Here is a 25,449-nt window from a genome sequence, read left to right on the forward strand (position 1 = left end):
GACTTACAGCAACGAATTATTTAACGTGCAAAAATAGGGTTTTTGTGTAAAATAAGCTCATTAGTCCATTTTGACGTGGAATTCTATGAAAAAAATAACAACACCTTTAACAGATGAAATCGTTCGTTCCTTAAAAGCCGGCGATGAAGTCGCTGTAAGCGGCATTGTTTACACTGCCCGCGACGCGGCTCATAAACGGCTTTGTGAACTTATTGAACAGGGCAAAAAACTTCCGATACCGCTTCAGGGTTCTGTGATTTATTTTGTCGGGCCAACGCCCGCACGCCCCGGAAGGGCAATCGGTTCGGCCGGCCCCACGACATCAGCAAGGATGGATAATTTTTCTCCGATACTGCTGGCGGCAGGCCTGAAAGGTATGATTGGCAAAGGTTATCGCGGCGAGGCGGTAAGGGAATCGCTGAAAAAAAATTGCGCAGTTCATTTTGCGGCACTGGGCGGGGCAGGGGCGCTTTTAAGTCAATATATAGTTTCCGCTGAAGTTGTCGCGTATGAAGAATTGGGCACCGAAGCGATTAGAAAACTTGAAATTAAGGATTTTCCCGCGATTGTAGCGTATGATTGTTTCGGTAATACTGTTTTTAAAATGAAAGGAGCCACTAAGACACAAAGTCACTAAGAAAATAATATATAAATAAAAACTTAGTGTCTTCGTGCCTTTGTGGTTAAAAAAAGGTTATGGAATGAAATCAGCATTTCTTGGTATAACAAGTTCAGGCAAAAGCACACTGCTTGCCGCGGTCAGCGGCAGAAAGATGGGCCAGGCTGGCGCATCGCAAATCGAGGAATTAATCGCCAAGGTGCCGGACGAAAGGCTTGACTGGCTTTTTAATTTGTACAAACCAAAAAAAAATGTTCCTGCGACAATAGATTGTATTGATTTGCCGGGCCTGTCTTTTGCAGACGACCACTCAAGGGCGGCAGCGAGAAAATTATTGGGTAATGCGCGGACAAGTGAGCTGCTCGTGCTGGTTATAAGAGCGTTTGACAATGCAGGAATCAAGGCCGAGCCTTTGAAGGAACTTTCAGAATTGATGACTGAAATTCTTCTTGCCGACCTTGAACTTGTCGAGACAAGAATTGAAAAACTCGAAAAGCAGGTCAATAAACCCTCGAAAGAACAGCCGAAACAGAAAGCCGAACTCGAGATTCAATTGAAACTGCGTCAGACAATCGAGGCTGAAAAACCATTAAAGACCGCGATAGGAAACGACCTTGAACTTGAGATTGTAAAACCGCTCGGTTTTCTGACATTAAAACCGATAGTACTTGTTTTTAATACCGCAGAAAGCAATCCCGCACAGGCTTTTGACACTGCCGGCGTTATCGATTCGACAGTTCCGGTAATCAGTGTTTGTGCCGAGATTGAATATGAAATAAGTCAGCTCGACCCGGAAAGCAGGGCTGAATTTATAAAGGATTTGGGTCTGTCAGAATCGGCTGCGCATAAATTTGTCAGGAGCTGTTATTCGGCTCTCGGACTGATTAACTTTTTCACGGTCGGTCCGGACGAGACAAGGGCCTGGCCGATAATGGCAGGCACAACCGCACTCGATGCGGCCGGCAAGATTCACAGCGATATAAAACGCGGCTTTATCAGGGCCGAGACAATCAGCTTTGCCGATTTAAAGCAGTTCGGCGATGAGAAAGCGGTAAAGGCCGCCGGCAAAGTCCGTCTCGAAGGAAAAGCATACGTTGTTCAGGACGGCGATATTATGAATTTCAGATTTAATGTTTAACTGGAGTTTGAAATGAAGGCTCTTGCTCTTACTGGTTTGAAGAAACTGGAATTTCTTGATGTTCCGCAGCCTAAAATAGTAAATGATACCGATGTGCTGCTCAAAATCGCGGCGGTCGGTGTCTGCGGCAGCGATGTGCATTATTACGAAACAGGAAGAGTCGGCGCCCAGGTTGTAACATATCCGTATAGAATCGGACACGAATGTTCAGCTACAGTTACGCAGGTCGGCAAAGCCGTAAAAAATGTCAAAGTCGGCGATAACGTTGTTATCGAGCCTGCCGTTTCCTGCCACAAGTGCGACCAGTGCAAAATGGGCAGAGAAAATACCTGCAGAAATTTAACATTTCTCGGCACTCCCGGTCAGGGCGATGGCTGTCTTTGCGAATATATGGTTATGCCCGAAGAAGCCTGCCTTGTAATCAATGACAAGCTTACACTTATCCAGGCAGCATTGTGCGAACCTTTCACGATAGGCTTATATGCGGTAAAACAGAGTCAGGGCCCTTACAGCGAAAAAATTGCGATACTCGGCTCCGGCCCGATAGGACTTAGCTGTATGACCGCGGCCGGAATAAAAGGCGCAAAGAAAATTTATATGACAGACAAAATCAATTCGAGACTTGCTGTCGCCAAAAAACACGGCGCAGACTGGATAGGCAATCCCGATGAAGCTGATATTGTCGAACAGATAAAAAAACTTGAACCGCTCGGCGTCGATGTCGTTTACGAATGCGCAGGCCAGCAGAGTACGATTGACCAGGCCCTTGAAATTTTACGGCCGGGCGGGAAACTTGTTCTTGTCGGCATTCCGCGTGAAAGTACGATGTCGTTTTGCATTGACTATGCGCGCAGAAAAGAAATTACGATTGTAAATATCCGCAGACAGAACCGCACAACCGAAGAGTCTATTGAACTTATCGCGGATAAAAAAGTGAATATTGATTTTATGGTTACGCACAGATTCGCTTTTAAGGATGGGATAAAGGCGTTTGAAATTGTTGCCGGCTACAAAGACGGCGTAATCAAAGCGATGATTGAATTTTGATTAGGGCATAGGGTTAGCTGGAAAAGAAGTAAGTAAAATTACCACACTGGACTTAAAAAGCGGGTACCTGTCCACAGTTTAACGGTTAGTCCGCGTCTGCTTTGATGCCTTTGTTCAAGCATACGACTGGCTTGTCTTGCCGGTCAGCATATTGTACCCATGCTTTATATCCTAGTCCCCAATCAATAAACAGCTTCCCAATGAAATCACTCAGCCTGTCCTGCAACGTCAGGTCATAGACATCGCAACTTCCGGCTTTATAAACATCGCCTTCCACATGCGACGAGAGAGTGTCTTTGGGTAAAAGTCCTTGATACCTCACAGCATAAAGCCCCGCAAACATCGTATCATCGTTGAAATCGACAATGAATACTGCCCAGTACGGTGCTGTGAACTTCTTTCGAGCCCTTATTTCTTGTTCGGATTGGTACTTTTCAAACCGTGGGCGGTTCTCACACCACAACTCGTAAGGTGTATGACCTTTGGTCGCTCTTTTGTCTTTGTGCCGGATAAGGCGAACATCGGCCGGTGACAACCCTGCATTACGCAAAATTGTATTGAACATAATTGGCAACGGAGCTTGCTGTGTATTGCCCTTCATAATACCTCCTTTTGTGTTATCTATAGAAGCATTATTGTTTGTTTCATTTTTCGTCATCTTGACAGAAGGGTAAATCTCATCCTCAAACAGATTATCAAATTGATTATCACCTTTATTAGCAAGAAATTCTTTTAATGATGTTAATTTTATTTCTTTCCAAGCAATGCCATGATGGTCTAAGGTCTTTTGAATGTTAGGCGGGACACGAGATCCAACTAACATAACTCTTATATCCGGGTTATCTGCGGAAAGAAGCATACCTTCATATGAAAGGATTTGGCCAATATGTTCATCTTTTATTGGACCCGCTTTTAATTCTACGATAAGCTTTCTTTTATGCTTATCGTCAAATAAAAGATCCATTCTTCTTCCATATACAGTTACCTGTCGTCCTGTCAAAATCAACCCGGTTTCTATTAAGTCAGGATATTTGGCAAGTACTGATTCAAGGTCTGACTCTTTCATCTTTAACACTTTATATTAAAGTCCTTTTTGTTCAACTATGCCTCTGAGCCTCATTTCCAATATAATACCAAACCTGTCTTGAAAATCAATATTTTTAACTGACGGTCTTATATTGCTTTAAAACGGCGTATTGTCTTTCTATTATATTATCGTAAGCAACATGATAAATTGGCCGAAAGAAATTGAAATTTTTTAAAAAAAGTGAAAAATTCATCTAACAAACCTTATATTTCCACTATGATTTAGGGATGGTTTTTATAAAATTTGAAAATTAGGGTTAGGATATACTTTTAATTTGGCAAATAATGTGTCTATCACGTGCTATATTACTATAGTTATTGTATTATTTGTCAAAATCTCTTTTTTGGGTTATAATTACAGCTTATGCAAAATAATGCTGCGATAATAAGCGTTGGCAATGAGCTTTTAAACGGCAATACCGTTGACACAAACAGCAGTTGGCTGCAAAGCCGATTGCTTACGGTATCTATACCCATAGTTTATAGCTGTGCCGTTATCGACGACATCGAGGAGATTAAAAACGCCATTGAATACGCTTCCGGCAAAGCGGATATCATTTTAATTACCGGCGGTCTCGGCCCGACGGACGACGACCTTACGAGAGATGGAATCGCACAATTCCTGAATGTCAAACTTGAATATCATCCTGAAATTTATGAGAAGATAGAAAATTTCTTCACGGCCATAAACAGGCCATTGGTGGAAAAAAACAAAATTCAGGCCTATCTTCCTGCCGGCACTGTTGCTATCGAAAATGAACTCGGCACCGCGCCGGGAATATTTTACAAAGACGGCAAAAAAATAATTGCCTCGTTTCCCGGTGTGCCGAGCGAGATGAAACAGATGTTCGACAAGTCGATTTTGCCTAAGCTGAAAAAGTTTTCTCACAGCGATTGTCTGGTTGTAAGGAAAATCAGATGTATCGGCGCAGGCGAATCGGCAATCGCCGAGATGATGGGCGATATGATGGCACGCGACAGGAATCCGCTTGTAAACTGCACTGTCGATCATGGAATCATCACGCTGCATATAATCGCCCGCGCTCAGGATAAGCGCAGTGCCGAGATTATGGCGGCAAAGGATATCGAAAGACTTCGCGGCATTTTAGGCGAGCTTATTTACGGTTTGGACGAGCAGAGTCTTGCTGAAGTTGTCGGACAGAAACTTTTAGAGAAAAAAAAGACTTTAGCGACAGCCGAATCCTGTACAGGCGGCCTTATCGCCAAAATGATTACCGATGTGCCGGGTTCGAGCGGATATTTTACTTACGGCTGGGTTACTTACAGCAACGAGGCGAAAATATCGGAACTTGGCGTAGAAAAAAAACTGATAGAACAGTTTGGTGCCGTCAGCAGAGAGGTTGCCGCGGCGATGGCTAAAGGGGCCAGGAAAAAATCAGGTGCGGATTTCGCCGTTGCCGTTACTGGAATTGCAGGCCCGCAGGGCGAAACTGAACAAAAACCTGTGGGATTGGTATATATTTCCATAGCTTCATCGAGAGGTGCCGAAACGGAGAGATTTTTATTCGGACCAAGAAACAGGGATTTTATCAGACTAAGAACAGCTCAAACTTTACTTAATTTACTCAGATTGAAGTTGGGTAATTGACCTCTTTGGCCGATATTGATATAGTTATAGTATAAATAACACGATTGGAGTGTATCTATACGTTTTATGGCAAAAAGCCGAAGAAAATTAGGCGAAATACTCTACAAAAGCGGATTGGTTAGCAAAGAAGCGCTTATTGACGCCCTGAAAACCTCTCAGCAGAAGAACAAAAGAATCGGCGAAACGCTGATCGAGATGGGGCTGGTTTCTGAAGACCACGTTACTAAGGCTATTGCTCATCAATTTGGTCTTGAATATATAGACCTTGACAGGCATCCCATTTCCCAGAGTACATTAAAACTTATTCCGGAAGAAGTCGTTCAGAAGTATGGTGTTTTGCCGATTAGCAAGGAGAACGGCAGGTTAAAACTGATTATCAGCGACCCGCTTGACCTTGATATGCTTGATACGCTGCGTTTCAGGCTTAACAGCGAAATTGACTGCAGTATCGCAAGTCCTACGAAGATTCGCGCCTTCATCGACAGAAGTATAGACGAGGTAAGAAGCAGTATTGATGCCACCGCCGCCGAGCTCGCCGAAGAAGGCCATACCATTGAAGAGGAAATAAGAAAGGCCGCCGACGCGGAGGAAGATGATGAAGGACCGGTTATTCGGCTTGTCAATATGATGATTGACGAAGCGGTCCGTATGAAGGCAAGCGATATTCATATCGAGCCGATGGCCGACCGTGTAAGGGTTCGCTATCGTGTCGATGGTGTTTGTGCCGAAAGGGATACTATTCCCAAGCATATGCAGCCGGCGGTACTTGCCCGTTTGAAGATTTTATCGGGAATGGACATTTCAGAAAGACGACTGCCGCAGGACGGAAGAATTCAGAGAGAAATCGAAGGCAGGAAGGTTGACTTCCGTGTTTCTGCGCTCCCCGGTTATCATGGCGAAAGTACTGTGCTTCGTATTTTAGAGCCGGAGTCGATTAATATTGGTATCCAGGCACTGGGTCTGGGCGATGAAGACAATCAGAAATTTTTGAAAATTATCAAAAGACCGAATGGTATATTCCTTGTTACAGGACCGACCGGCAGCGGAAAAAGTACGACGCTTTACTCGGCACTGAAAGAGCTTAACAAACCCGACAAAAAGATTATTACCGCTGAGGACCCGGTGGAATATAACGTAGCGGGCATTAACCAGTGCCAGGTGAAAGAGGACATTGGGCTTACTTTTGCCAAAATTCTTCGAGCAATGCTGCGTCAGGCGCCGAACGTGATCCTCGTCGGCGAAATTCGTGACGGCGAGGTTGCCGATATCGCTATTCAGGCCGCACTTACGGGCCACCTTGTTTTCAGCACTCTGCATACCAATGACGCTTCCAGCGCGATTACGCGTTTGATTGATATGGGCGTAAAGCCTTTCCTTGTCGCAAGTTCAATTCAGGCTATTATGGCACAGCGCCTTGTGCGAAGAATATGCCCGGCTTGTAAAATTGTCGATGAACATCCTGACCCGCATTTTCTGAGGCTGCTCAATATCGGGCCGGACGATTTGAAAAAATATCCTGTGTATAAAGGCGCAGGCTGCAATAAATGTCATAATCTCGGTTATAAGGGCAGGCAGGGAATCTTTGAAATACTCGAGATGAATAACGAGTTGAGAGAACTTGCATTTGCCAGGGCTCCTGCTTCGGAGCTGCGAAGGGCCGCAAAGGCCGGAGGTATGAGAACCCTGCTCGGAGACGGCAGGGAAAAAGTGTTCAAAGGAATAACAACGCCTGAAGAAGTCTCGAAACATTCACAGGCGGAAGGTTTGGTACTCGATTAATATTTTGACAGGATTTTAAAATGGCTACGGTACATATAGACAGGCTTCTTGACGCGTGTATAAAAATGGGCGGTTCAGACGTGCATCTTACTGTCGGCAGGCCGCCGGTGTTAAGAGTTCACGGCAGATTGAGGTCGCTTGAGACCAAGGTACTTGAGCCTGAGGATACAAGTGCGCTGATGAAGAGTATAACTCCAGACAAAAATCAGCAGGAATTTCAGGAAGTCGGCGGTACAGATTTTGGTTTTGCCTTCGGCGATAAGGCCCGGTTCAGAACAGCGATTTTCCGTCAGAAAGGTAATGTAACTCTCGTATTGCGATTAATACCTTCTGAGCTGATGAGCCTGGAAAAAATAGGACTGCCGAAGATTTGTTCTGCGCTGTGTCGCAGGCCAAGAGGGCTTTTTCTTGTAACAGGACCAACCGGAAGCGGTAAAACAACTACGCTTGCGAGTATGATTAATTATATCAATGAGACTCTCGACCGGCATATAATAACAGTTGAACATCCTATTGAATATTATCATCAGCACAAAAAATCGATTGTAAATCAGCGTGAGGTCGGAACCGATGTACCGAATTTTGCCGAGGCGTTGAGAAGGGCACTAAGGCAGGACCCTGACGTAATCCTTGTCGGCGAGTTGCGAGACCTTGAAACGATGGAAAATGCTCTCCGTGCGGCAGAAACCGGACACCTTGTGTTCAGCACCGTGCATACCACAGGCTGTCAGGGTACGATTACCAGAATTGTCGATACTTTCCCGGTCGCCCAGCAGGAGCAGATAAGGGTGCAGATGAGCACAAATCTTATCGCCGTTTTAAGCCAGGCGCTTTGTCCGTTAAAGGCCGGCAAGGGCAGAGTCGCTGCTTATGAATTTATGGTGGTAACGCCTGCCATTGCAAACCTTATTCGTGAGAATAAAACCTATAGAATTGAGTCGAGTATTCAAACCGGAAAGAATCTCGGTATGCAATTGCTGGATGACCATCTATGGGACCTCTATGATAAGGATAGGATTACTCTTGAAGAGATGCTCGACAAGGCCAGACAGCCAAGTGTCATGCTCGAAAAGGCCGAAAAGAAAATGGGCGGAAGGACCGAAGAAATGAAAAGGGAACTTGAAAATATCGGTCCTATTATTGGGGTTTCCAGCTAAATTTTATTCAGCGGTCAAGGTGGACTTGAAAAGAAGGAGACTCTTTTTGTCATTAATTTTGCGGTTTTATCCCTCTTCATAAAAGTATTTGTTGTAACAATATTTATGGTTTAGATTTTTATATTATATTGTTCATTTTACCAATTTTAAACCATAATATTTATAGTGGTAACAGATTTGTTTTTACTAAATTGTTTTAAATACCAAGTGTCGCATACATAATTTTCTTGCTAACATAGTGTTATGAACGTATATTGTTATTAGAAGGGTAAAGATAATTTACCGATTAAGAATTAAGTTGGAGGTCTGATATGGCCAGAGACATTCCAATAGAGCAGTTGCGAGGCAGGACGTTAGGACGAATTCTCGTTAAAATGGGAATCTTAACGAGGGATAAAGTTCATCAATGCTTAGCTGTTCAGAAGAAAAAAGGCGGCGGGGTTCTTCTCGGGCAGGTGATGATCGAATTGGGAATGATAGATGATAAGCAGCTAAAAAAGGCACTGGCGGCGCAAAGGGGAATGGGATATGTCGACCTGGCCGGCATGGATATCGAAAAATCCATAATAGACCAAATACCTGCTCAGATGGCCAATGCCTACAGGGTAGTGCCGCTCGAATACGATAAAATTCAAAACACTATGATAGTGGCAATCGACAGTCCGGATAATTTCAAAGCGACCGACGATTTAAGCACGCTGATGGGATTTAAGGTTCAGGCCAAAGTTGCTTCACCTGCCGAACTCGATGAGGTCCTCAAAAAATATTATTCCAAGGAAGAAGAGAGTATAAACGACCTTATCGGTCAGCTTGAAGGTGACGACTTTCTCGGAGAATTTGCGGGCAGAGACCAGAGTATCGACCTCAGCGAGCTTAAAGAACTTGCCGAATCGAACCCGGTCAAAAAACTGCTCAACCTCGTACTTTTGCAGGCCATAAAAGACAAGGCCTCGGACATTCACTTTGAACCTTTCGAAGACGAATACAAGATGCGATACCGAATTGACGGCGTGCTTTATGAGATGATACCGCCGCCAAAACATATAGCCGTAGCCATAAGTTCGAGAATAAAGGTTATGGCAAATCTTGACATAGCCGAAAGAAGAATGCCTCAGGACGGCAGAATTCCGTTGACCGTCCAGGGTCATCAGGTTGACCTGCGTGTCGCTATTCTTCCGACGATGTTCGGCGAAAGCGTCGTGCTTCGTGTACTTGACAGGTCACAGCTCGATTTGAAGCTCGAGAACCTCGGCATGGCACAGGAAGATATGAGTATGGTACGTCAGCTTATGCAGAAACCCAACGGGATTCTTATTGTAACGGGACCTACCGGCAGCGGAAAAACGACGACGCTTTATTCGGCGCTTAAGGAACTTAATACTATCGACAGCAAGCTGATTACCACGGAGGACCCCGTTGAGTATGATATCGACGGCATTATTCAGGTGCAGATGAAACCTGACATAGGTCTTACGTTCGCAAGCTGTCTTAGGTCTATATTGCGTCAGGACCCTGACGTGATAATGGTCGGTGAAATTCGTGACCTTGAGACGGCGCAAATTGCCTCGCAGGCCTCGCTCACAGGACACCTTGTTTTTACAACGCTCCATACCAATGACGCCCCGAGCGCAATCGCAAGACTTTTGGACCTTGGTCTTGAGCCGTTTTTGATTACCGCGACCCTCGAAGGAATTATCGCCCAAAGGCTTGTAAGAAAAATATGCAAAAACTGCAAAGAGGCTTATGAACCGACTGAAGAGCAGCTTCTCGAACTTGATTTGACGCCGGATAAGGTGCAGGGCAAGACGTTCTATTACGGCCGGGGCTGCGACCAGTGCAATAATACAGGATACAGAGGCCGAATGGGAATATATGAAATAATGGTTTTTGACGATGAAATGCGCGAACTTGTAATGAACCATGCCTCGACAAATGTGCTGCGAACTGCGGCGAAAAAGGTCGGTATGACGACACTTCGCGAAAGAGGACTTAATGCGATATATAACGGCGTGACAACGATAGAAGAAGTTGTCAAGGAAACAGTAATGGAAGAGCAGTAGCGATTTAAGATTGAAAATTGAAGAATGAAGATTTGAGTTTAGGATTCGGTATAGCTAACGTTACCGTTACCGATACCGAAAACGGAATTTAATAAAAGGTGATATATGCCGGTTTTTCAATATGAAGCGTTAGATGCCAGCGGGCAGGAAATAAAAGGGCAAATCGAAGCTCTCAGCGGTGATGAAGCGCTGAGTAAAATCCGCAATATGGGATATTTCCCTACGAAGCCTCCCAAAGCCAAGGGCGGAGTGCGTGAGAAAAAGGCTGCATCGACCAAACCGAAATCCCGCAGGGGTGCCGGCGGCAGTGTGGGAGTAAAACAGCTTACACAATTCGCCAGACAGCTTTCGACTCTTCAGGATGCCGGTCTGCCGATTTTGCGTTCGCTTCGGATTCTCGAAGAACAGCAAAAGCCCGGTACTTTTAAGAAGATTATCGGTTACGTAGGCGATGATATTGAAAGCGGCTCAACTCTTTCCGAAGCGCTTGGAAAATATCCAAAGGCGTTCAACAGATTATTTGTGAATATGGTGGCGGCAGGCGAGGTCGGCGGCGTTCTCGATGTCATTTTGTCCAGACTTGCCGATTTTATGGAAAAGGCGGCCAAGCTGAAAGCCAAAATTAAGGGCGCGATGGTTTACCCGGTTGTCGTTATGGGCGCTGCCTTCGGTATCGTTATGGGTTTGATGCTTGGTGTTATTCCGAAATTCAGTACGATTTTAAAGGATATGACCGGTGGAGAACTGCCGGCCCTTACAAGAATCCTTATATCAATCAGTAACTGGATTGCGTTCCAGTACGGCTGGGCCGTGATGATTGCGATTCCGTTTATAATAATATTTACACTGCGCCTTATAAGACAGTTCGCTATCGGCAGATATATCCTTGATACCATTAACCTTCATTTGCCTGTTATAGGCAAGTTGGTCTATAAAACAGTCGTAGCGCGATGGACAAGAACGCTTGGCACTCTCATCAGCGCAGGCGTGCCGATACTCGAGGCGATAAACATTACCGCCGACACCGCGGGAAATGAAGTTTATTCGACTATGCTTCGCAAGGTGTACAACGCAATCAGGCAGGGCGATACCTTTGCAAATCCGCTCAGAATCTCGAAGACCACCGACAGCCTCGTGGTGAATATGATTGATGTCGGCGAGGAAACGGGCGATATGGACAAGATGCTTATGAAAATCGCCGGAAATTTCGATGAAGAAGTTGATGTGCTCGTCGGCTCTCTTATGAGTCTGCTTGAGCCTATAATGATTATCGTTCTCGGCGGAACCGTAGGCGTGATTGTGCTCGCTATATTTTTGCCGATGGTAAAGATTATTACGTCTTTAATGTAAAATTTATAACTTAATATTGAAAAATTTAACCACGAATGAACACGAATAAATTAGAATTAAAATTTTATATCTCTGTGTCCTCTGTGGCTGAAAGAATGAGTTAGTCTGCTAAACAGGCAGTTGAAAATGAAATAATAACGTTTATAGGAAAGGCAATTAAAATGAAAACGAAAAAAAGAAAATCTGGTTTTACGATTGTCGAGCTTCTGACAGTTATGGCCATTATAGCCATACTGATGGGCCTGCTTGTGCCGGCTCTTAATCAGGTCAGAAAACTTGCAAAAGACACAAGTCAAAAAGCGCAGTTTCACGCTATCGATGCGGCTTTGGAAGGCTATTATGCCGACAATCTGGCGTATCCTGATTCTGCGATATCGAAAACAAGCAATGTTTATACTGTAGGCGCCCAAAAACTCGCCGAGGCTCTTGTCGGAAGGGATTTGTTTGGACGTGACAATATGTCGAGCTGGGACGCAAAGAAAGATGAGCTTGACCCAAACAGCGACGCTATTTACGCAATTGAGGCGTATGGTTCTACTCCAGCTCAGGTAACATTCAGTCTTGGTAATAGAACAAAGCTTTATCTCAATCCGGATAAGGTGGAAGCGTTTGGAGTTGGTCAGTTGTATAGTAATAATGATACCGCTGCCGCCGTTGTTTATCCGGGAGACAGGGACGAAACAGGCGCCAGAATAGGTACTATTAGTAAGCCGGCTCCGGTTTTAACCGATGTGTATCTCGCAAAGAAGGTTACTTTGGCAAACAGAACGACCAAGATGGCTGGTTCGCCGATTTTATATTACAAGGCCAATACTCATGCAACTTTTTTCCCGAATGTTGATGCAAATAGTACGGTTGATTATGCCGATGTCAATGAGACAGGCAGTATATACAACGGTATGGATAACGAAGAACTCATTAATTTGTATCAGATGATGAATCCAATAGCTACAAATATGCATCATTTTGACCAGGCATACAATAATGCTGAAACACCCCAAAAGAATGGCGGATGGATTTTCTATAAAACTATTACTAACCCTACGTTTATCACTCAGCCTCGGCCATATAATATGGATAGCTATATCCTGATATCAGCCGGTGCCGATGCTATATATGGAACAGCGGACGATATTTATAATTTCCAGTCGCAATAAATGTGAAATAGCCGCAAAGGCACTAAGGCACGAAAGAAAATATTGGAATGGATTCCCGCCTTCGCGGGAATGACATTACTTTGTGTCTCCCGTAAGGGATGGCCAAGCCATTGGTGTCTTAACGGCAAAAAAGGGGCAAAAAATGAAGACCGAAAAAAAATATAGTCGCAAAGGCACAAAGGCACTAAAAGAAAATAGAAATATTTATTTTAAAACTTCGTGTCTTAGTGGCTTAGTGGCTAAAGCGGGATTTACGCTGGTCGAAGTTTTGACGACGCTGACGATTATTGCGATTCTTATAGGAATACTGCTGCCGGCACTGGGACAGGTAAAAAAGTTCGCAATAGAAGCCAGACAGAAAGCGCAAATCAGCAGTATCGATATCGCCGCGAATCTCTATAAAAACGACTTTGGCGAGTATCCGCCATCGCACGGCAGTAGTTTTGATCCATTGCCGGCTAATGACGGTATTAACTATTGCGGCGCCCAGACACTTGCCGAGGCACTTGTAGGCTATGACCTGCTCGGCGTTCATCGTAATTCTGTATTCAAAGCGAATGGCTATGATAGTAATTCCCCTACTCCGGTAAATCTTTATCCCTCGAATCCTGACGCTGTAAACCTTAGCAAACGCAAAGGGCCTTATCTTGACAGGACGAACATCGGCGTTTTTAAGCCTAAAGATATATTTGCCAATTTAACAGACTTGAAATATCCGGACAACTATGTGATTTGCGATGCTTTTGCTGTGGTAAGCAAAAAAATCGGCGGGAAAACATACAAAATCGGCACACCTGTTCTGTATTTCAGGGCCAACCCTTCTCCGGTTAATATGCAGCTTATCTCCAGTACGACCGTGGATAGCCATTTAAATAACATCTATAACTATTTTGATAATTATCCAACCATACTTACCGGGATAAATAATAAAAAACCCCATAAGCTTTATGAATCGACTCCGAACGGCAGTACCTTTTATAATTTTATCAGGGATACGATGATACCGATTGTAACCCCGCCGGCCAACAGTTGCGGCAGGCCTGTTAGGCCGGACTCGTTTATTTTGATTTCGGCAGGCTCCGACGGCCTTTATGGAACGAACGACGATATTTGTAATTTCGAGCCCAATTTTGAGTGATGATAAAAATGGGTATGGGTATGGGTAACGGTAACGTTGCATGTTGCGGACATTCAGGACGTTACCGAAACCGACATCATTCTACGCGACTTTACCGATACCTATACCTATACCGAAATTTAAATGTGATTTATGCTGATGATAAAAAAAAATGGTATGACATTGATAGAGATTCTGGTCGCCGTTGCCATTGTGGCGATTCTGGCGGCGGGACTCTATTCTGTCAGCAATTATGTCGAAACGCAGGCAAAGATAAAACTTACCGAATCGACAATAGAGATTCTCACCGGCGCGCTTGAGCAGTATTATGATTTCTACGGCTCTTTCCCGGACCCCAATGCGACTTATCCTGCTGGCTGTGACCTCCCTGTGGAAAAACTGTATTACAAACTTACTCTCGCACCGGAGGCTAAAAAAATTCTTAATCAGATAAAGCCTTCGCTGATAGTAAATGTTAATACGAATGAATCTCCGGCGAAGATTTTCCCAGAGGTTGTTGACGCATGGGGCACGGCAATGAAATATGATTACATAAAAAATACAGTTCAACAGGATAATTTCCCTGTAATTACTTCAGCCGGCCCCGATAAGGATTTTAACAAAACCGATGATAATCTTACCAGCAGATAATAAAAAAATATGAAATTCAAAATGAAAACTCGAAGCACGAAACTCGAAATTCGAAACAATATCAAAATACGAAATACGAATGTTCAAAATAAGTTGTTTTGGTCATTTTTAGGTTTTTGTAATTCGGATTTGTTTCGGATTTCGATATTGGAATTTCGGATTTAAAAATGAGACCTGTGCTTAAAAAAAAACGAAACCAAAAGAACAGGACAGCCCCGCCCGGACGGGCAGGCTTTTCGCTGGTGGAGCTGCTTGTTGTTATTGGGATAATTGCTGTCCTTGTCGGCCTTTCGATGCCGGCGATAAACGCGATGCAGAAGTCTTTTGACTCCACAGGTTCCGAAGGAATGATTAGCACGGCACTTTCTACTGCCAGAACGCTCGCAATCAGCCGGCAGAAATACGCCGGCGTCAGATTTCAAAAAGTCTATGATAAGGATGGCCTGCAGAAAGCCGACCAGTATATGATTTTTATAATTCACGATGAAGACCAGAGCACCCTTACCGATGAGTTTCATGCCGTTGACGGTTATAAGCCTATGCGGCTGCCGGAAAATATCGGTGTAATGGATTTAACCGGAATAAGTTCTATTAGCGGCGATGCGGCGCTTTCTAACGCCACCACATTTTCGATATTATTTTCACAGGCAGGCAGGCTTGTAATTCACGATGTTCAGACAAGAAACAAGGATGGATTAACTACAAACGGTAGCAAGGACGATGTTTTTAATACAAAAACGCAGGTACAATCCGGCGTCGGAATGTTTTTGCAGGATGATTATCCTGCCGATGGTCTTGATAAGGAACAAAGCCGAAATAAATTTGTTATCTATGACCGTGAAAAGTTTGGAACGATGTTAACGGACGGCCAAAAAATGGATTATTTAAATGGGCTTAAGCCTGTGTATGTAAATCCTTATACAGGCGCGTTGATTGAAAAATAAATAATTATCTCTGTGTTCTCTGTGAACTCTGTGGCTAAAAAAATTATGAACTCTGTGGCTAAAAATAACGGTTTCTCTCTTACCGAGGTCTTAATGGCCGTCGGCATACTCTCTGTCGGCCTTATGCTTGTTGCCACGATGTTTCCAGTTGGGATTTATCTTACCTCTGTCGCCTCGGAAAGGACTATGGCCGCGATTGTCGCGGACGAGGCCTTTGCCAAAATCCGGCTTTACGGTCTCGACCTTAACTCAGGTAATTGGATGTCTCCCAGAGACAAAGAATGTATGTGGTATGAAGAAGTATCTCTGATAGCAATCGACCCCAATGAATTTTCCTATCCGCCTGTTGACCCCTGTTCGACGGACAACAGCCAATATTACTGGTCTGCGTTGTGCAAAAAATGTAATAACGATGGGAGCGATACGCGGTATCTGATTACGGTTTTTGTCGCCAGAAAAACCTCGCCTAATCATACGTATCTTAATGGCGGAGATGGCGGAAAAATACCGAGGGCTGCCGGGATTTCCGATTTGAGCCAGCCGGCCTCAAATGAGTTGAACATTGCTTATGGTAACGTCAGGTATGTCAATCCGCCTACGACAATACTCGATAACGCTTCTGGCAGGCTGTACCGCGTTATAGAAAGAAAAGTTAGTCCTTCTACTGTAGTGGTACTGGATAGAGACTGGGATAGTGATACTGATATCCCGAGGCAAATCTGGGTTGTACCGCCGCCGAATACCGGCGGGAAAAATGCGGATGTCGGAGTCTTTCAAAGAATAATAAGATTTTAGGAGCCACGAAGACACAAAGGCACAAAGTAAAAATAAATAATAATAAAAAACTTAGTGTCTTGGTGCCTTAGTGGCTAAAAAAAATGAAAAAAGCATTTACCCCAACACCAATTTGTATTGTGGGGGGATAGAGAAAAATATGCGAAAACAGATTTACAAACAAATACCAAACTTTCTTGCCAATAAAAAATTGGTTAGGGGGTTTACTATAACTGAATTACTTGTCGCGATTGGCCTGCTTGTGGCCGTGCTCGCCGCCTCGACGATGGTTTTTCATTATTCCATCGAGGCCCAGCGTACCGCGATGGCAACGGCCGAAATCATGCGGAATTTTCGGGCTATCACCGACCAGCTTAACTCCGATTTTGCAGGCCTGCGAAAGGATGGAGAAATTTTCGTCATCTGGGCCGCTGAACAGGGCACCCATGAGAGATTCGATCGCGTAATGTTTTTCGCCAATGGCGATTTTCAATCTTATAGTACTCCGGTAATTCACGGCGACCTTGCGAGGATTAGCTATATGCTTGCCAAAAGGGATAATGCGCAGGCTGCCGTGCAGTCTCCTGAAAAGCGAATACTCGCCCGGACTCAGCATATATTTACCGCCGATACCACATTGCCGAATATTGACCCTGCCGCATTTACCACTAACCAGCAGTGGGCCGACTGGCATAATAAGCTTGAGTACGACAAGATAACTATGGAGCAGTGGAAGAACATGCCCTGGAACACAAAGGACGATATGCTCACTGTTATTACAGACGTTACTGTTGGCGGTTCGACTGTCGCTGATGCGGTTAGGGGGACGGCTATTGACACGACCGACCCGAATTCCATTCATATGATTTTGTGTCAGGGCGTCGGCCAGTTCAAGGTGCAGGGCTGGTACGCTCCGCAGAAACGATGGGTGCCCGAAGTTGACCCCGATGGAAACGGTAATTTGTCGGATTCCGATTTCTTTATAAATGGCAGTGACATTGACCCCTGTTCGGTTCCCGGAGTATTGTATCCGTATCCGCCGAACGGAGTGGTACTTCTTGGGGGGCCGACATTTGACGGCAATTATTATACAGACCTGCTGAACGAAGAGAACTTTGGTTTTATTCCCGGCCTCGGACGGGCGCTGAAGTTTACTTTTACTTTATATGATTCCAAGGGCATTTTAAAAGGCGGCAGAAGATTTGAGCATATTGTTTATATTGGACAGTAAAAAATATGAAGCACGAAACTCTAAATTCGAAACAATATTAAAATACGAAATACAAATGTTCAAAACAAATTGTTTGGGTCATTTTAAGTTTTGGTGATTCGGATTTGTTTCGGATTTCGATATTAGGATTTCGAATTTTGTAAGGTAACCGCCTCTTTAGATGAGGAAAGAAATATGAAAGAAAAGAAAAAGATACAAATTAAACCAGTCAGGTCCGGCTCGGCTCTTATAATGACGATGGTTCTGACTGTGATGCTCGCGATAGTTGCCGTGATGTTCGTTTCGATGGCGCGAATGGACAGGGCCGCAACCAGCAATATCGCCGACAATATGATGCTCGAATCCGCCGTTAAATCTCTTGTTGAAATCATCGACAAAGAACTTGTCCTCGACACTCCCGGCGTGGCGAAAAAAGCCGGCCTCTCGCAGGCCGCTTATCCGCGATATTATGATTACTGGGATTATCCCGATGCCAATGACGCCTGGCTGGCAAGTATTGAGCCTTATTTGGAAAAAATAGACGGAACATACAAGGTATACAGATGGCGGCAAATCAGCGATGTAACCAGCTTTTTGAAAATAAGTGGTTTTGAAGTCAATGATATTGGAGTGGATCCCGTGCACGGTTCAGGGCCATTCAATCAGGATGTAATAAAGGATTATCCTGATATAAGTCTTAATACAGACGGAACCCTTAAAGAACAACTGGCTGATGCTGATGGTGACGGCATAGCCGATTCGAAATGGATTGAACTGGCGGATTTACGCTCATCAAAAGGCCAACGCATTTACGCTGCCGTTCGCATAATTGACAATGGCGGAATGGTTAATGTCAATACCGCCCACACATTCGACCCAACCGGCGCGCTGGCCGGAATCAACGGCAAAAGCCAGATGCAGATAAACCTTAAAGGCCTTTTGAAGGACGCCGATACAATCACCAAACTGCACCAGGCCCGCTGCGGCACCGAGCCGAACAATTGGGCCGATTATGAGAAAGATATTATCTGGGATTATAACAGTATATCAGACACCGGCTATCTGCCCTTTGATATCTCCGATGAACTCGAATTGAAATACCGCTATTGCATAGACAGCAAATTCATCAGCCGTTTCGAAGCCAATATGCCGAACACAATAAAAACATACGGAAATCCCGGCAGCCTTTACGATGCGTCCAGCGACTGGGGGCTCATCGACTGGCAGAATAGGATTGCCGACCCGAACTTTCCCGCGTACGCAAGCGGCGACCGCAGGCATTTGCTGACCGCATACAGTGTTGACCGCATTATCGACCCCAACGGCGACAAAATGCTCAATGTTAATACCGTATCCGACCCGAAGAAATTGTACCGCATAATGCGTAAGGCGATTCGCAGCACTAATCCTGCTTTGGACGCCAATATAGCCGCCCAAATTGCGGTTAACATAATTGATTATCGCGATACCGATTCGGATGTTAACGTTTTTCACAATCCAGACAACGGCAAATACTATTACGGCTTCGAACGGCCCTGTGCTTACATTTCGGAATTGGCGTACAGGCAGGTAACAGATTTGAATATACCCGAAACCTATAAATCTTACGCGATTGAGCTTTATAAGCCTGATTTTATTGACCAGTCCCCGAATGGATGGCAGCTTTTGGTCAATGGCATAGCTTATGATGTTAACTGGTTAGGGACAAAACATTTTTATGTCATAAAATGGGAAAATTCCAACGCCCCATTCGCTGTGAGTTATAGCGATGCTAATGTCCGGACAATACCCAATCCGCTTTCCACTCCTATATTTAATGCCGGTAATACGATTGCATTGGTACGAAAAGCTGCCAATGGTGAAAACCTCGTGGTTGATTCTAACAATGTTCCGGCCGGCTGGCCCCCGTCAGCCAGCGGCATTTATGATTATCGAAGAAATATTACAATGCACAAATGTATGAGGCGTTTATGGCAGGTATCTGGTTCAGCTACACTTGGCAGTGCTAATGGCTATACAAGCCCTCTTTACGACTATTATTATATTCAGGCCCATCCGGCCAATAGCGCCTTTACGAATATCGGCGACATAGGAATGGTTTTTCGCAAAGCCGCTTATTATCCTCTTGGCGCCTCCGCCGCCGATAAAGCTGATGCGATTGGTTACAGTGTCAATACGAGCAGGGAAATCGGTGTTCGTCTGAATTTAGCGGACCCCAATTATCAGCAGATTTTCAGGTATCTGACCGTGATGGACCCGCACACTCGTAATCCGGCCAATGATGTAAATGAAACAAGAATAAAGGGCAGAATCAATATTAATACCGCCTCGGCATATACGATAGCGCAATTGCCGTGGGTTTCAAAAAGAAAAAGCGGCAGCTACAACGGCACCGCTCTCGCCAAGGCGATAATTGCTTACAGGGATAAGACCGCGATAGATTCTCCGCCTTATACCAGCCGTACAGGAATCCCCGGTTTTACCAGAAGTATTGGTCAGCTTTGTAATGTTAATGTTGGTGGTGTCCCGGAATTCAGAATTGATTATTACGGTCGGGACATTGTTCCGGTGTCCCCTTTCGCGCCTATAGACCAGAATAGTTTTCCCGACCTTACGTTCAATGATGGAGCGGCCAATGATTTTGAGGAACGCGATTTGATTTTCGCCCGCGTAAGCGACCTTGTTACTATTCGCAGCGATATCTTTACCGCGTATATATTAGTGCGAATCGGCGTTGACGGCCCGCAGAAAAGATATATGGTAATCCTCGACCGCAGCGGCGTCAAAAAGTCTTCAGACAAAGTTAGGATAATCGCCTTTCAGTCCGTACCTGAGGCCAGATAAAAATCAGGGTATAGGGGATATTGGCCGGCAGGATTATATTTAGCTCGCCGCCTGCCCTCCGTAGTCCGTCTTGGCGGACGAAGGATGGGTACCCGATGCGAGGTAATTAGCCACAAAGGCACTAAGACACTAAGAAAAAATATTTTAAAAACTTTGTGCTTTCGTGTCTTGGTGGCTATTAAAAAAAAGGCCCCGCCATTTCCGGCGGAGCCTTACGTTTTTAAGTCATTTACCGCTCAATTATGCGGGGACTACATTGGTCGCGCATGGACCCTTTTTGCCCTGACCTACTTCGAATGTTACGCTTTGGCCTTCATCTAATGATGTGTAGCCCGGAACCTTTATTTCAGAATGATGAACGAACAAATCTGCTCCGCCATCGTCCGGGGTAATAAAGCCAAAACCTTTACTTGCGTTGAACCATTTTACTTTACCTGTACTCACGTGATTACTCCTTAATACTGTTTTAAAAAAATAAACAAACTATCTCTCTGGTTACATTTATAGGGAAGTACTATTGAGAGATGAAACAATATCCCTGAAACTTTTTTACCATACTTTAGACTCTTCATTACTTATTATATACAAAGTATAACATAATAATGACAAATAGGCAATAAATAAATGCCATCCGCCGCATTTTAGTCTTTCTGCGCGGACGAAAAAGGGGGGAAATACGCTTTTTTGCGTAAAAACGCTGATTTTGTCGGCTAATTCAATTTTGCCCGCAGTGTTTCAGCTCGCAAAACGTCTCTTTGCTCCGGATTGAGGGCTTGTCCCTTGTTTATCTGCAGATGAGCCGGCTGGGTGAGCATAAAAAGTTCGTTTATGGTCTCGATTGAGATTTCCTTGATTCTGCCCATATTTATTCCCATTCTCAGGTTGCTCAGAAGGAACATCGCTTCGTGAGAACTGATAAGTCTGGCGTTTTTTAATACCGCCAAAGCTCGGGCTATTTTGTCGTCGAGAATATTAATGTCTTTTACCATTAATCTGTCGCGGGCGACTCGTTCGTATTCCACAATCTTGGGAATTATCAGGTTCTGAAAATCTTCGACTATTTTTTCTTCGCTGACGCCAAGTGTAACCTGGTTTGAAATCTGGAAGAAGTCGCCGACCGCTTCTGTTCCTTCGCCGAACAGGCCGCGAACAGTAAGATTCATATCCTTGGCCGATTCGAATAATTTTTTAAGCTGCTCGGTCATTTTAATCGCAGGCAGATGCATCATCACCGAGACTCTTATCCCGGTGCCGAGATTTGTCGGACAGGCCGTCAGAAAACCGTATTTTGAACTGAATGCGTATGTTATTTTTTCGCCGATGGCGTTGTCGATATCGTTGATTCTCTGCCAGCATTTGTCGAGATTGAGTCCTGCCGCCAGAACGCTCAGTCTCAGATGGTCTTCTTCGTTTATCTGCGCCGCGAAAAGTTCGTTCTTGGCGATAACGGCGCCTCGCGGCCCTTTTCCAGCAGCCAGGTTCCTGCTGATAAGCTGCCGCTCTATGAGTAAATCTCTTTCGAGACTGCTGCCGTGCTCTATATCGATGAAAAAGATATCGCCTAACTCGCTGAGCGAAAGGATTGTTTCTTTCAGGGTTTGGAGAATCTTTCTCTTTTCCTCGTCGCTGCATCGGCATGTAAACTTGTGCCCGGCGATATTACGCGCGAGCCTTATCCGTGAGGAAATGACAATGTCCGATAATGGTACGCCGGGGTCGAACCATCGGCTCGTTTTCGTACTTAAATCCGTAAGTCTCATTGCAGTGTCTTCAGCTGGTCCCTGATTTTAGCGGCCAGCTCGTAATCTTCCTTCTCTATTGCCAGGCTCAATTGCTTTTTAAGCTCTTCCGTTTCGCTTTGTTCTTCGCTCTTGGCGCTGGTACTGGTTTGTATTTGGGCAGGAACTTTTCCTTTATGCGTTAAATTATTATCCTGGGTCTTTTCGATAATCTGGCGCAGGTCGTCTCCGAAAACTTCGTAATCATTCGGACAACCCAGCAGCGCCTGTTTGCGGAACTGCTCCATTGTTATTCCGCATTCGGGGCAGGATATTTGGGGCTTTTCAGAGATGCCGTTTTCGCCTGTCTGCTGATGTGCCGCAAGAAGAGAACTTAAAAGTTCATTCAGCGAAAGCTGGCTTTTTATGGTTACTCCCTCCTGCTGCGCGCAGTTTTGACACAGATGACTTTCAGTTCGCTGACCGTCAATTATTTCGGTCAGATGAACCGTTGCTGTTTTAGTTTTGCAATTATCGCACTGCATGGTTTACCTGTTCTATTATACTCGAAAATCTCTTAAAAAATTCACCCAATAATACATCGGCAGTAAAATAAAACGACTAAATAAGTACTTTTTAGCTATATCTCGCCTTGCAGCCGCTCGTTTCGGTAACCTCGACGTACAAAGGACTTATGTGCTTTGGAATTTCTTCTTTGATACTGCTGAATATATATTTGGCGACATTTTCGGCCGAAGTATTAGTATTTTTAAAGCACGCGAAATCTTCCAGTGCCCGGTCGTTAAAAGGACTGACGATTCCGTCCAGAATCATTTTCAGTTTATTGAAGTCCAGCAGCACTCCGTTTTCGTCGAGGCTTTCGCCGCCGACGACAGCCTCGGCTATCCAGTCGTGAATGTGATAAGGCTCGACCGCTTCCGACAGCTTAAGCTGATGGCCCGCGCGGAATGTTGCTGTTACGGATATCGTATACATTTTTTTAGCCCTGTGCTGAGTTTATTTCAGCGACTCTTTTTTGCAGTCTTTCATAAACGCTCTGCGGTATCAGGTTCGACACATCGCCGCCCAGTCTTGCTATTTGTCTTATAAGCGCCGAACTTGTAAAACCGAATTCCTCGCTGGTCATAACGAACACTGTTTCGATGCCCGCCACGGCACGATTCGTCATCGCAAGCTGAAATTCATATTGAACATCGGTAAGATTTCGCAGGCCGCGCAGCATTGCCGTTGCGCCTACGCTTGCCGCATATTCGACTGTAAGACAGTCGTAGCTCTGAACACTCACTCCTTCGATACCTGCCACGAGAGGCTTTATCAGTTCTACGCGCTCGGCAGGGGTGAAAAACGGGTCTTTCAGCGGACTGTTTCCAACCGCGACAATCAGTTCGTCGAACAGTTTTATACCGCGATGGATTACGTCCAGGTGGCCGTTGGTTATCGGGTCGAATGAACCCGGAAATACCGCTCTGACAAATCTCTTTGCCATATTACGCCTTTCGTTTAGTCCCCGCCGCTTGAGGCGGGGTGGTTAGCCCTGCCAATACCTTGGCAGAGTTCGTCATCATTCCGACCATTCACAACGCAACCGAGCCGCGAATATAAATGAGCGGTCTTCAAAATTGTTTAGCACCCGCCGCTTGAGGCGGGCTGTTACGGCGTTTCCCCAATTATAACAGAAATGCCTTCCGCGTCAAATATCAGACTGATTTGCCGCTTGGCAGAAATTTACCCAGTTCGCAGCTTTTTGCCGCCAATTTCCTGCCTTCGGCCGCGTTTTTCAGTTTTCCGGCGGCAATCGCCTGTATCAGGATGTTTCCGATTGCCGTTCCCTCGACCGGCCCTGTAATCACCGTTTTGCCCGTTGCGTCAGCCGCCAGTTGATTCAGCAAATCGTTTTTCGAGCCGCCGCCCACGATGTGCAGCGTATCTATTTTCTTGCCGGTGATTTTTTCGAGCGTCTCCATCTCGTCGCGATATTTCGCTGACAGGCTTTCGAGAATAACTCGTGCCATTTGTCCTTTGTCTTCGATTGGTTTTTGACCTGTTTTTTTAAGATGATTGTTTATCCTCGTTGGCATTTCGCCGGGCGCAAGAAATTCCGAATTGTTGCAGTCGATAACAGCCGCCAATGGCTTCGCTTCTTTTGCCATCTTTGTAATTTCAGCGTAATCGAGTTTGCAGCCTTCTTTCTCCCATTGCCTTCTGCATTCCTGCAAAAGCCACAGACCCATAATGTTTTTCAAAAATCTGATTGTGTTTTCAATTCCGCCTTCGTTTGTAAATGCGCCGCTGAAACTGTCATCGTTTATTATTGCACCTTTGCTTTCAATGCCAATCAGGCTCCACGTTCCGCTCGAAAGATACGCCCAGTTATTTCCCTCTGCCGGAACTGCCGCAACCGCGCACGCCGTATCGTGAGAACCTGTCGCGATTATATCGATTGGTTCGCAGTTCAATTCTTTGCAGATTTCAGGTTTTAATTTTCCAACCTTTGTACCGGGTCTTACAATCTCCGGCATAATGTCGATCGGCAGCGAAAGTTTTTCAAAAATCTCTTTTGACCACTTTCCCGTTTTCATATCCAAAAGCCCCGATGTGCTCGCAAGCGTGTATTCAGCAAAAGATTTACCGCAGAGATAATAAGAAACCAAATCCGCCATAAAAATCAGCTTCTTGGTTTTTTTCAGAATTTCAGGATTAAGCGATTTTGCCGCTAACAACTGAAAAATCGTATTTAGCTGCATAAACTGAATACCGGAATTTTCATAAATCGCGCGCTTCGGCATAAGCTCAAAGGCCTTTTCCATCATATTGTTTGTTCTGCTGTCGCGGTAGTGATATGGATTTTCGAGCAGTTTGCCGTCGGAGCCTATAAGCCCGAAATCTACGCCCCAACTGTCAACAGCGATACCATCGATTGGTTCGGTACTTGTTTTTATCGCCTCGGCGATGCCGGCTTTGATTTGGGAAAATAATTTTTCAAAATCCCATCGCAGAGAATTATTCTGCTGAACAGGTCCATTGATGAAGCGATGAATTTCTGCCAGTTCTAATTTCTCGTCGCCGATTGTTCCGAGCATTACTCTGCCGCTTTCTGCGCCGAGGTCAACAGCTATATATCGGGAAACTTTGTTCATCTGTTACCTGCCGATTTAATTTAGATACCTT

The 25,449-nt window shown here is 44.9% G+C and carries 22 protein-coding genes; 15 read left to right on the plus strand and 7 right to left on the minus strand.

From position 1 onward, the window contains the following. Nucleotides 1-85: 85 nt before the first annotated feature. From WC496_00330 to WC496_00340, 3 genes are all read left to right on the plus strand, one after another. Nucleotides 86-637: a Fe-S-containing hydro-lyase gene (locus tag WC496_00330; GenBank protein MFA5291458.1), complete on the plus strand. Its 552-nt coding sequence runs from the start codon at nt 86-88 to the stop codon at nt 635-637. A 64-nt stretch (nt 638-701) separates the two neighbouring features. Next, nucleotides 702-1,757: a DUF933 domain-containing protein gene (locus tag WC496_00335; protein ID MFA5291459.1), complete on the plus strand. Its 1,056-nt coding sequence runs from the start codon at nt 702-704 to the stop codon at nt 1,755-1,757. Between the two features lie 12 nt (nt 1,758-1,769). After that, nucleotides 1,770-2,804, plus strand: coding sequence for an alcohol dehydrogenase catalytic domain-containing protein (locus WC496_00340; GenBank protein MFA5291460.1), 1,035 nt, complete (start codon nt 1,770-1,772; stop codon nt 2,802-2,804). 85 nt (nt 2,805-2,889) lie between these two features. Here WC496_00340 and WC496_00345 read toward each other — a convergent pair whose 3' ends face one another. Next, nucleotides 2,890-3,870: an endonuclease NucS domain-containing protein gene (locus WC496_00345; GenBank protein ID MFA5291461.1), complete on the minus strand. Its 981-nt coding sequence runs from the start codon at nt 3,868-3,870 to the stop codon at nt 2,890-2,892. 384 nt (nt 3,871-4,254) lie between these two features. On the opposite strand from WC496_00345, the gene WC496_00350 reads away from it, so the two are divergent. The 12 genes from WC496_00350 (at nt 4,255) to WC496_00405 (ending at nt 20,542) form a co-directional block, all read left to right on the plus strand. Further along, nucleotides 4,255-5,499, plus strand: coding sequence for a competence/damage-inducible protein A (locus tag WC496_00350; GenBank protein ID MFA5291462.1), 1,245 nt, complete (start codon nt 4,255-4,257; stop codon nt 5,497-5,499). Nucleotides 5,500-5,565: 66 nt separating this feature from the next. Beyond that, entirely contained in the window at nt 5,566-7,278 is a 1,713-nt protein-coding gene (locus WC496_00355; GenBank protein ID MFA5291463.1) for a GspE/PulE family protein, read from the plus strand. A gap of 20 nt (nt 7,279-7,298) precedes the next feature. Then, nucleotides 7,299-8,435: a type IV pilus twitching motility protein PilT gene (locus WC496_00360; GenBank protein MFA5291464.1), complete on the plus strand. Its 1,137-nt coding sequence runs from the start codon at nt 7,299-7,301 to the stop codon at nt 8,433-8,435. Nucleotides 8,436-8,746: 311 nt separating this feature from the next. Next, nucleotides 8,747-10,495, plus strand: a complete 1,749-nt coding sequence (gene gspE, locus WC496_00365; GenBank protein MFA5291465.1) for a type II secretion system ATPase GspE — start codon at nt 8,747-8,749, stop codon at nt 10,493-10,495. A 105-nt stretch (nt 10,496-10,600) separates the two neighbouring features. Continuing rightward, nucleotides 10,601-11,845 carry a type II secretion system F family protein gene (locus tag WC496_00370; GenBank protein ID MFA5291466.1) on the plus strand — a complete coding sequence of 415 codons (1,245 nt, stop codon included), beginning with the start codon at nt 10,601-10,603 and terminating at the stop codon, nt 11,843-11,845. A 161-nt stretch (nt 11,846-12,006) separates the two neighbouring features. After that, nucleotides 12,007-13,002: a type II secretion system protein gene (locus WC496_00375; GenBank protein ID MFA5291467.1), complete on the plus strand. Its 996-nt coding sequence runs from the start codon at nt 12,007-12,009 to the stop codon at nt 13,000-13,002. Nucleotides 13,003-13,144: 142 nt separating this feature from the next. Beyond that, nucleotides 13,145-14,140 (plus strand): prepilin-type N-terminal cleavage/methylation domain-containing protein, encoded by a 996-nt coding sequence (locus WC496_00380; protein MFA5291468.1) that lies wholly within the window; start codon nt 13,145-13,147, stop codon nt 14,138-14,140. Between the two features lie 132 nt (nt 14,141-14,272). Beyond that, nucleotides 14,273-14,770, plus strand: coding sequence for a prepilin-type N-terminal cleavage/methylation domain-containing protein (locus WC496_00385; protein MFA5291469.1), 498 nt, complete (start codon nt 14,273-14,275; stop codon nt 14,768-14,770). Between the two features lie 167 nt (nt 14,771-14,937). Continuing rightward, entirely contained in the window at nt 14,938-15,714 is a 777-nt protein-coding gene (locus WC496_00390) for a prepilin-type N-terminal cleavage/methylation domain-containing protein (GenBank protein MFA5291470.1), read from the plus strand. 30 nt (nt 15,715-15,744) lie between these two features. After that, nucleotides 15,745-16,509 (plus strand): prepilin-type N-terminal cleavage/methylation domain-containing protein, encoded by a 765-nt coding sequence (locus tag WC496_00395; protein ID MFA5291471.1) that lies wholly within the window; start codon nt 15,745-15,747, stop codon nt 16,507-16,509. Nucleotides 16,510-16,648: 139 nt separating this feature from the next. Next, entirely contained in the window at nt 16,649-17,719 is a 1,071-nt protein-coding gene (locus WC496_00400) for a hypothetical protein (protein ID MFA5291472.1), read from the plus strand. Between the two features lie 174 nt (nt 17,720-17,893). Then, nucleotides 17,894-20,542, plus strand: a complete 2,649-nt coding sequence (locus tag WC496_00405) for a hypothetical protein (GenBank protein MFA5291473.1) — start codon at nt 17,894-17,896, stop codon at nt 20,540-20,542. A gap of 240 nt (nt 20,543-20,782) precedes the next feature. Here the strand turns inward: WC496_00405 and WC496_00410 are convergent, their stop codons facing one another. From WC496_00410 to WC496_00435, 6 genes are all read right to left on the minus strand, one after another. Beyond that, complete coding sequence (locus tag WC496_00410) at nt 20,783-20,986, minus strand: cold-shock protein (protein ID MFA5291474.1); 204 nt, start codon at nt 20,984-20,986, stop codon at nt 20,783-20,785. A 266-nt stretch (nt 20,987-21,252) separates the two neighbouring features. After that, nucleotides 21,253-22,302, minus strand: a complete 1,050-nt coding sequence (locus WC496_00415; protein ID MFA5291475.1) for a protein arginine kinase — start codon at nt 22,300-22,302, stop codon at nt 21,253-21,255. Then, entirely contained in the window at nt 22,299-22,805 is a 507-nt protein-coding gene (locus WC496_00420) for a UvrB/UvrC motif-containing protein (protein MFA5291476.1), read from the minus strand. The genes WC496_00415 and WC496_00420 overlap by 4 nt, the downstream gene beginning before the upstream one ends. A 91-nt stretch (nt 22,806-22,896) precedes the next feature. Next, on the minus strand, nt 22,897-23,256 hold the full coding sequence (locus WC496_00425) for a 6-carboxytetrahydropterin synthase (protein MFA5291477.1): 360 nt from the start codon (nt 23,254-23,256) through the stop codon (nt 22,897-22,899). A 4-nt stretch (nt 23,257-23,260) separates the two neighbouring features. Next, the gene (coaD, locus tag WC496_00430) at nt 23,261-23,767 is read right to left on the minus strand and encodes a pantetheine-phosphate adenylyltransferase (protein MFA5291478.1); all 507 of its coding nucleotides are present in this window, start codon (nt 23,765-23,767) and stop codon (nt 23,261-23,263) included. 211 nt (nt 23,768-23,978) lie between these two features. After that, nucleotides 23,979-25,418 (minus strand): rhamnulokinase family protein, encoded by a 1,440-nt coding sequence (locus tag WC496_00435; protein ID MFA5291479.1) that lies wholly within the window; start codon nt 25,416-25,418, stop codon nt 23,979-23,981. Between the last annotated feature and the right edge of the window lie 31 nt (nt 25,419-25,449).

It is taken from the genome of Phycisphaerae bacterium (assembly GCA_041652575.1).
Classification (GTDB): Bacteria; Planctomycetota; Phycisphaerae; order Sedimentisphaerales; family UBA12454; genus UBA12454.

Excerpts from the sequence above, each read along its gene's own strand:
- WC496_00380 (MFA5291468.1), top strand. The coding sequence starts at position 13,145 with ATGAAGACCGAAAAAAAATATAGTCGCAAAGGCACAAAGGCACTAAAA.
- WC496_00390 (MFA5291470.1), top strand. The coding sequence starts at position 14,938 with ATGAGACCTGTGCTTAAAAAAAAACGAAACCAAAAGAACAGGACAGCC.
- WC496_00435 (MFA5291479.1), bottom strand. The coding sequence starts at position 25,418 with ATGAACAAAGTTTCCCGATATATAGCTGTTGACCTCGGCGCAGAAAGC.
- WC496_00360 (MFA5291464.1), top strand. The coding sequence starts at position 7,299 with ATGGCTACGGTACATATAGACAGGCTTCTTGACGCGTGTATAAAAATG.
- WC496_00345 (MFA5291461.1), bottom strand. The coding sequence starts at position 3,870 with ATGAAAGAGTCAGACCTTGAATCAGTACTTGCCAAATATCCTGACTTA.
- WC496_00400 (MFA5291472.1), top strand. The coding sequence starts at position 16,649 with ATGCGAAAACAGATTTACAAACAAATACCAAACTTTCTTGCCAATAAA.
- coaD (MFA5291478.1), bottom strand. The coding sequence starts at position 23,767 with ATGGCAAAGAGATTTGTCAGAGCGGTATTTCCGGGTTCATTCGACCCG.
- WC496_00375 (MFA5291467.1), top strand. The coding sequence starts at position 12,007 with ATGAAAACGAAAAAAAGAAAATCTGGTTTTACGATTGTCGAGCTTCTG.
- WC496_00355 (MFA5291463.1), top strand. The coding sequence starts at position 5,566 with ATGGCAAAAAGCCGAAGAAAATTAGGCGAAATACTCTACAAAAGCGGA.
- WC496_00340 (MFA5291460.1), top strand. The coding sequence starts at position 1,770 with ATGAAGGCTCTTGCTCTTACTGGTTTGAAGAAACTGGAATTTCTTGAT.
- WC496_00385 (MFA5291469.1), top strand. The coding sequence starts at position 14,273 with ATGCTGATGATAAAAAAAAATGGTATGACATTGATAGAGATTCTGGTC.
- WC496_00425 (MFA5291477.1), bottom strand. The coding sequence starts at position 23,256 with ATGTATACGATATCCGTAACAGCAACATTCCGCGCGGGCCATCAGCTT.
- WC496_00330 (MFA5291458.1), top strand. The coding sequence starts at position 86 with ATGAAAAAAATAACAACACCTTTAACAGATGAAATCGTTCGTTCCTTA.
- WC496_00415 (MFA5291475.1), bottom strand. The coding sequence starts at position 22,302 with ATGAGACTTACGGATTTAAGTACGAAAACGAGCCGATGGTTCGACCCC.
- WC496_00370 (MFA5291466.1), top strand. The coding sequence starts at position 10,601 with ATGCCGGTTTTTCAATATGAAGCGTTAGATGCCAGCGGGCAGGAAATA.
- WC496_00350 (MFA5291462.1), top strand. The coding sequence starts at position 4,255 with ATGCAAAATAATGCTGCGATAATAAGCGTTGGCAATGAGCTTTTAAAC.
- WC496_00420 (MFA5291476.1), bottom strand. The coding sequence starts at position 22,805 with ATGCAGTGCGATAATTGCAAAACTAAAACAGCAACGGTTCATCTGACC.
- WC496_00335 (MFA5291459.1), top strand. The coding sequence starts at position 702 with ATGAAATCAGCATTTCTTGGTATAACAAGTTCAGGCAAAAGCACACTG.
- WC496_00405 (MFA5291473.1), top strand. The coding sequence starts at position 17,894 with ATGAAAGAAAAGAAAAAGATACAAATTAAACCAGTCAGGTCCGGCTCG.
- gspE (MFA5291465.1), top strand. The coding sequence starts at position 8,747 with ATGGCCAGAGACATTCCAATAGAGCAGTTGCGAGGCAGGACGTTAGGA.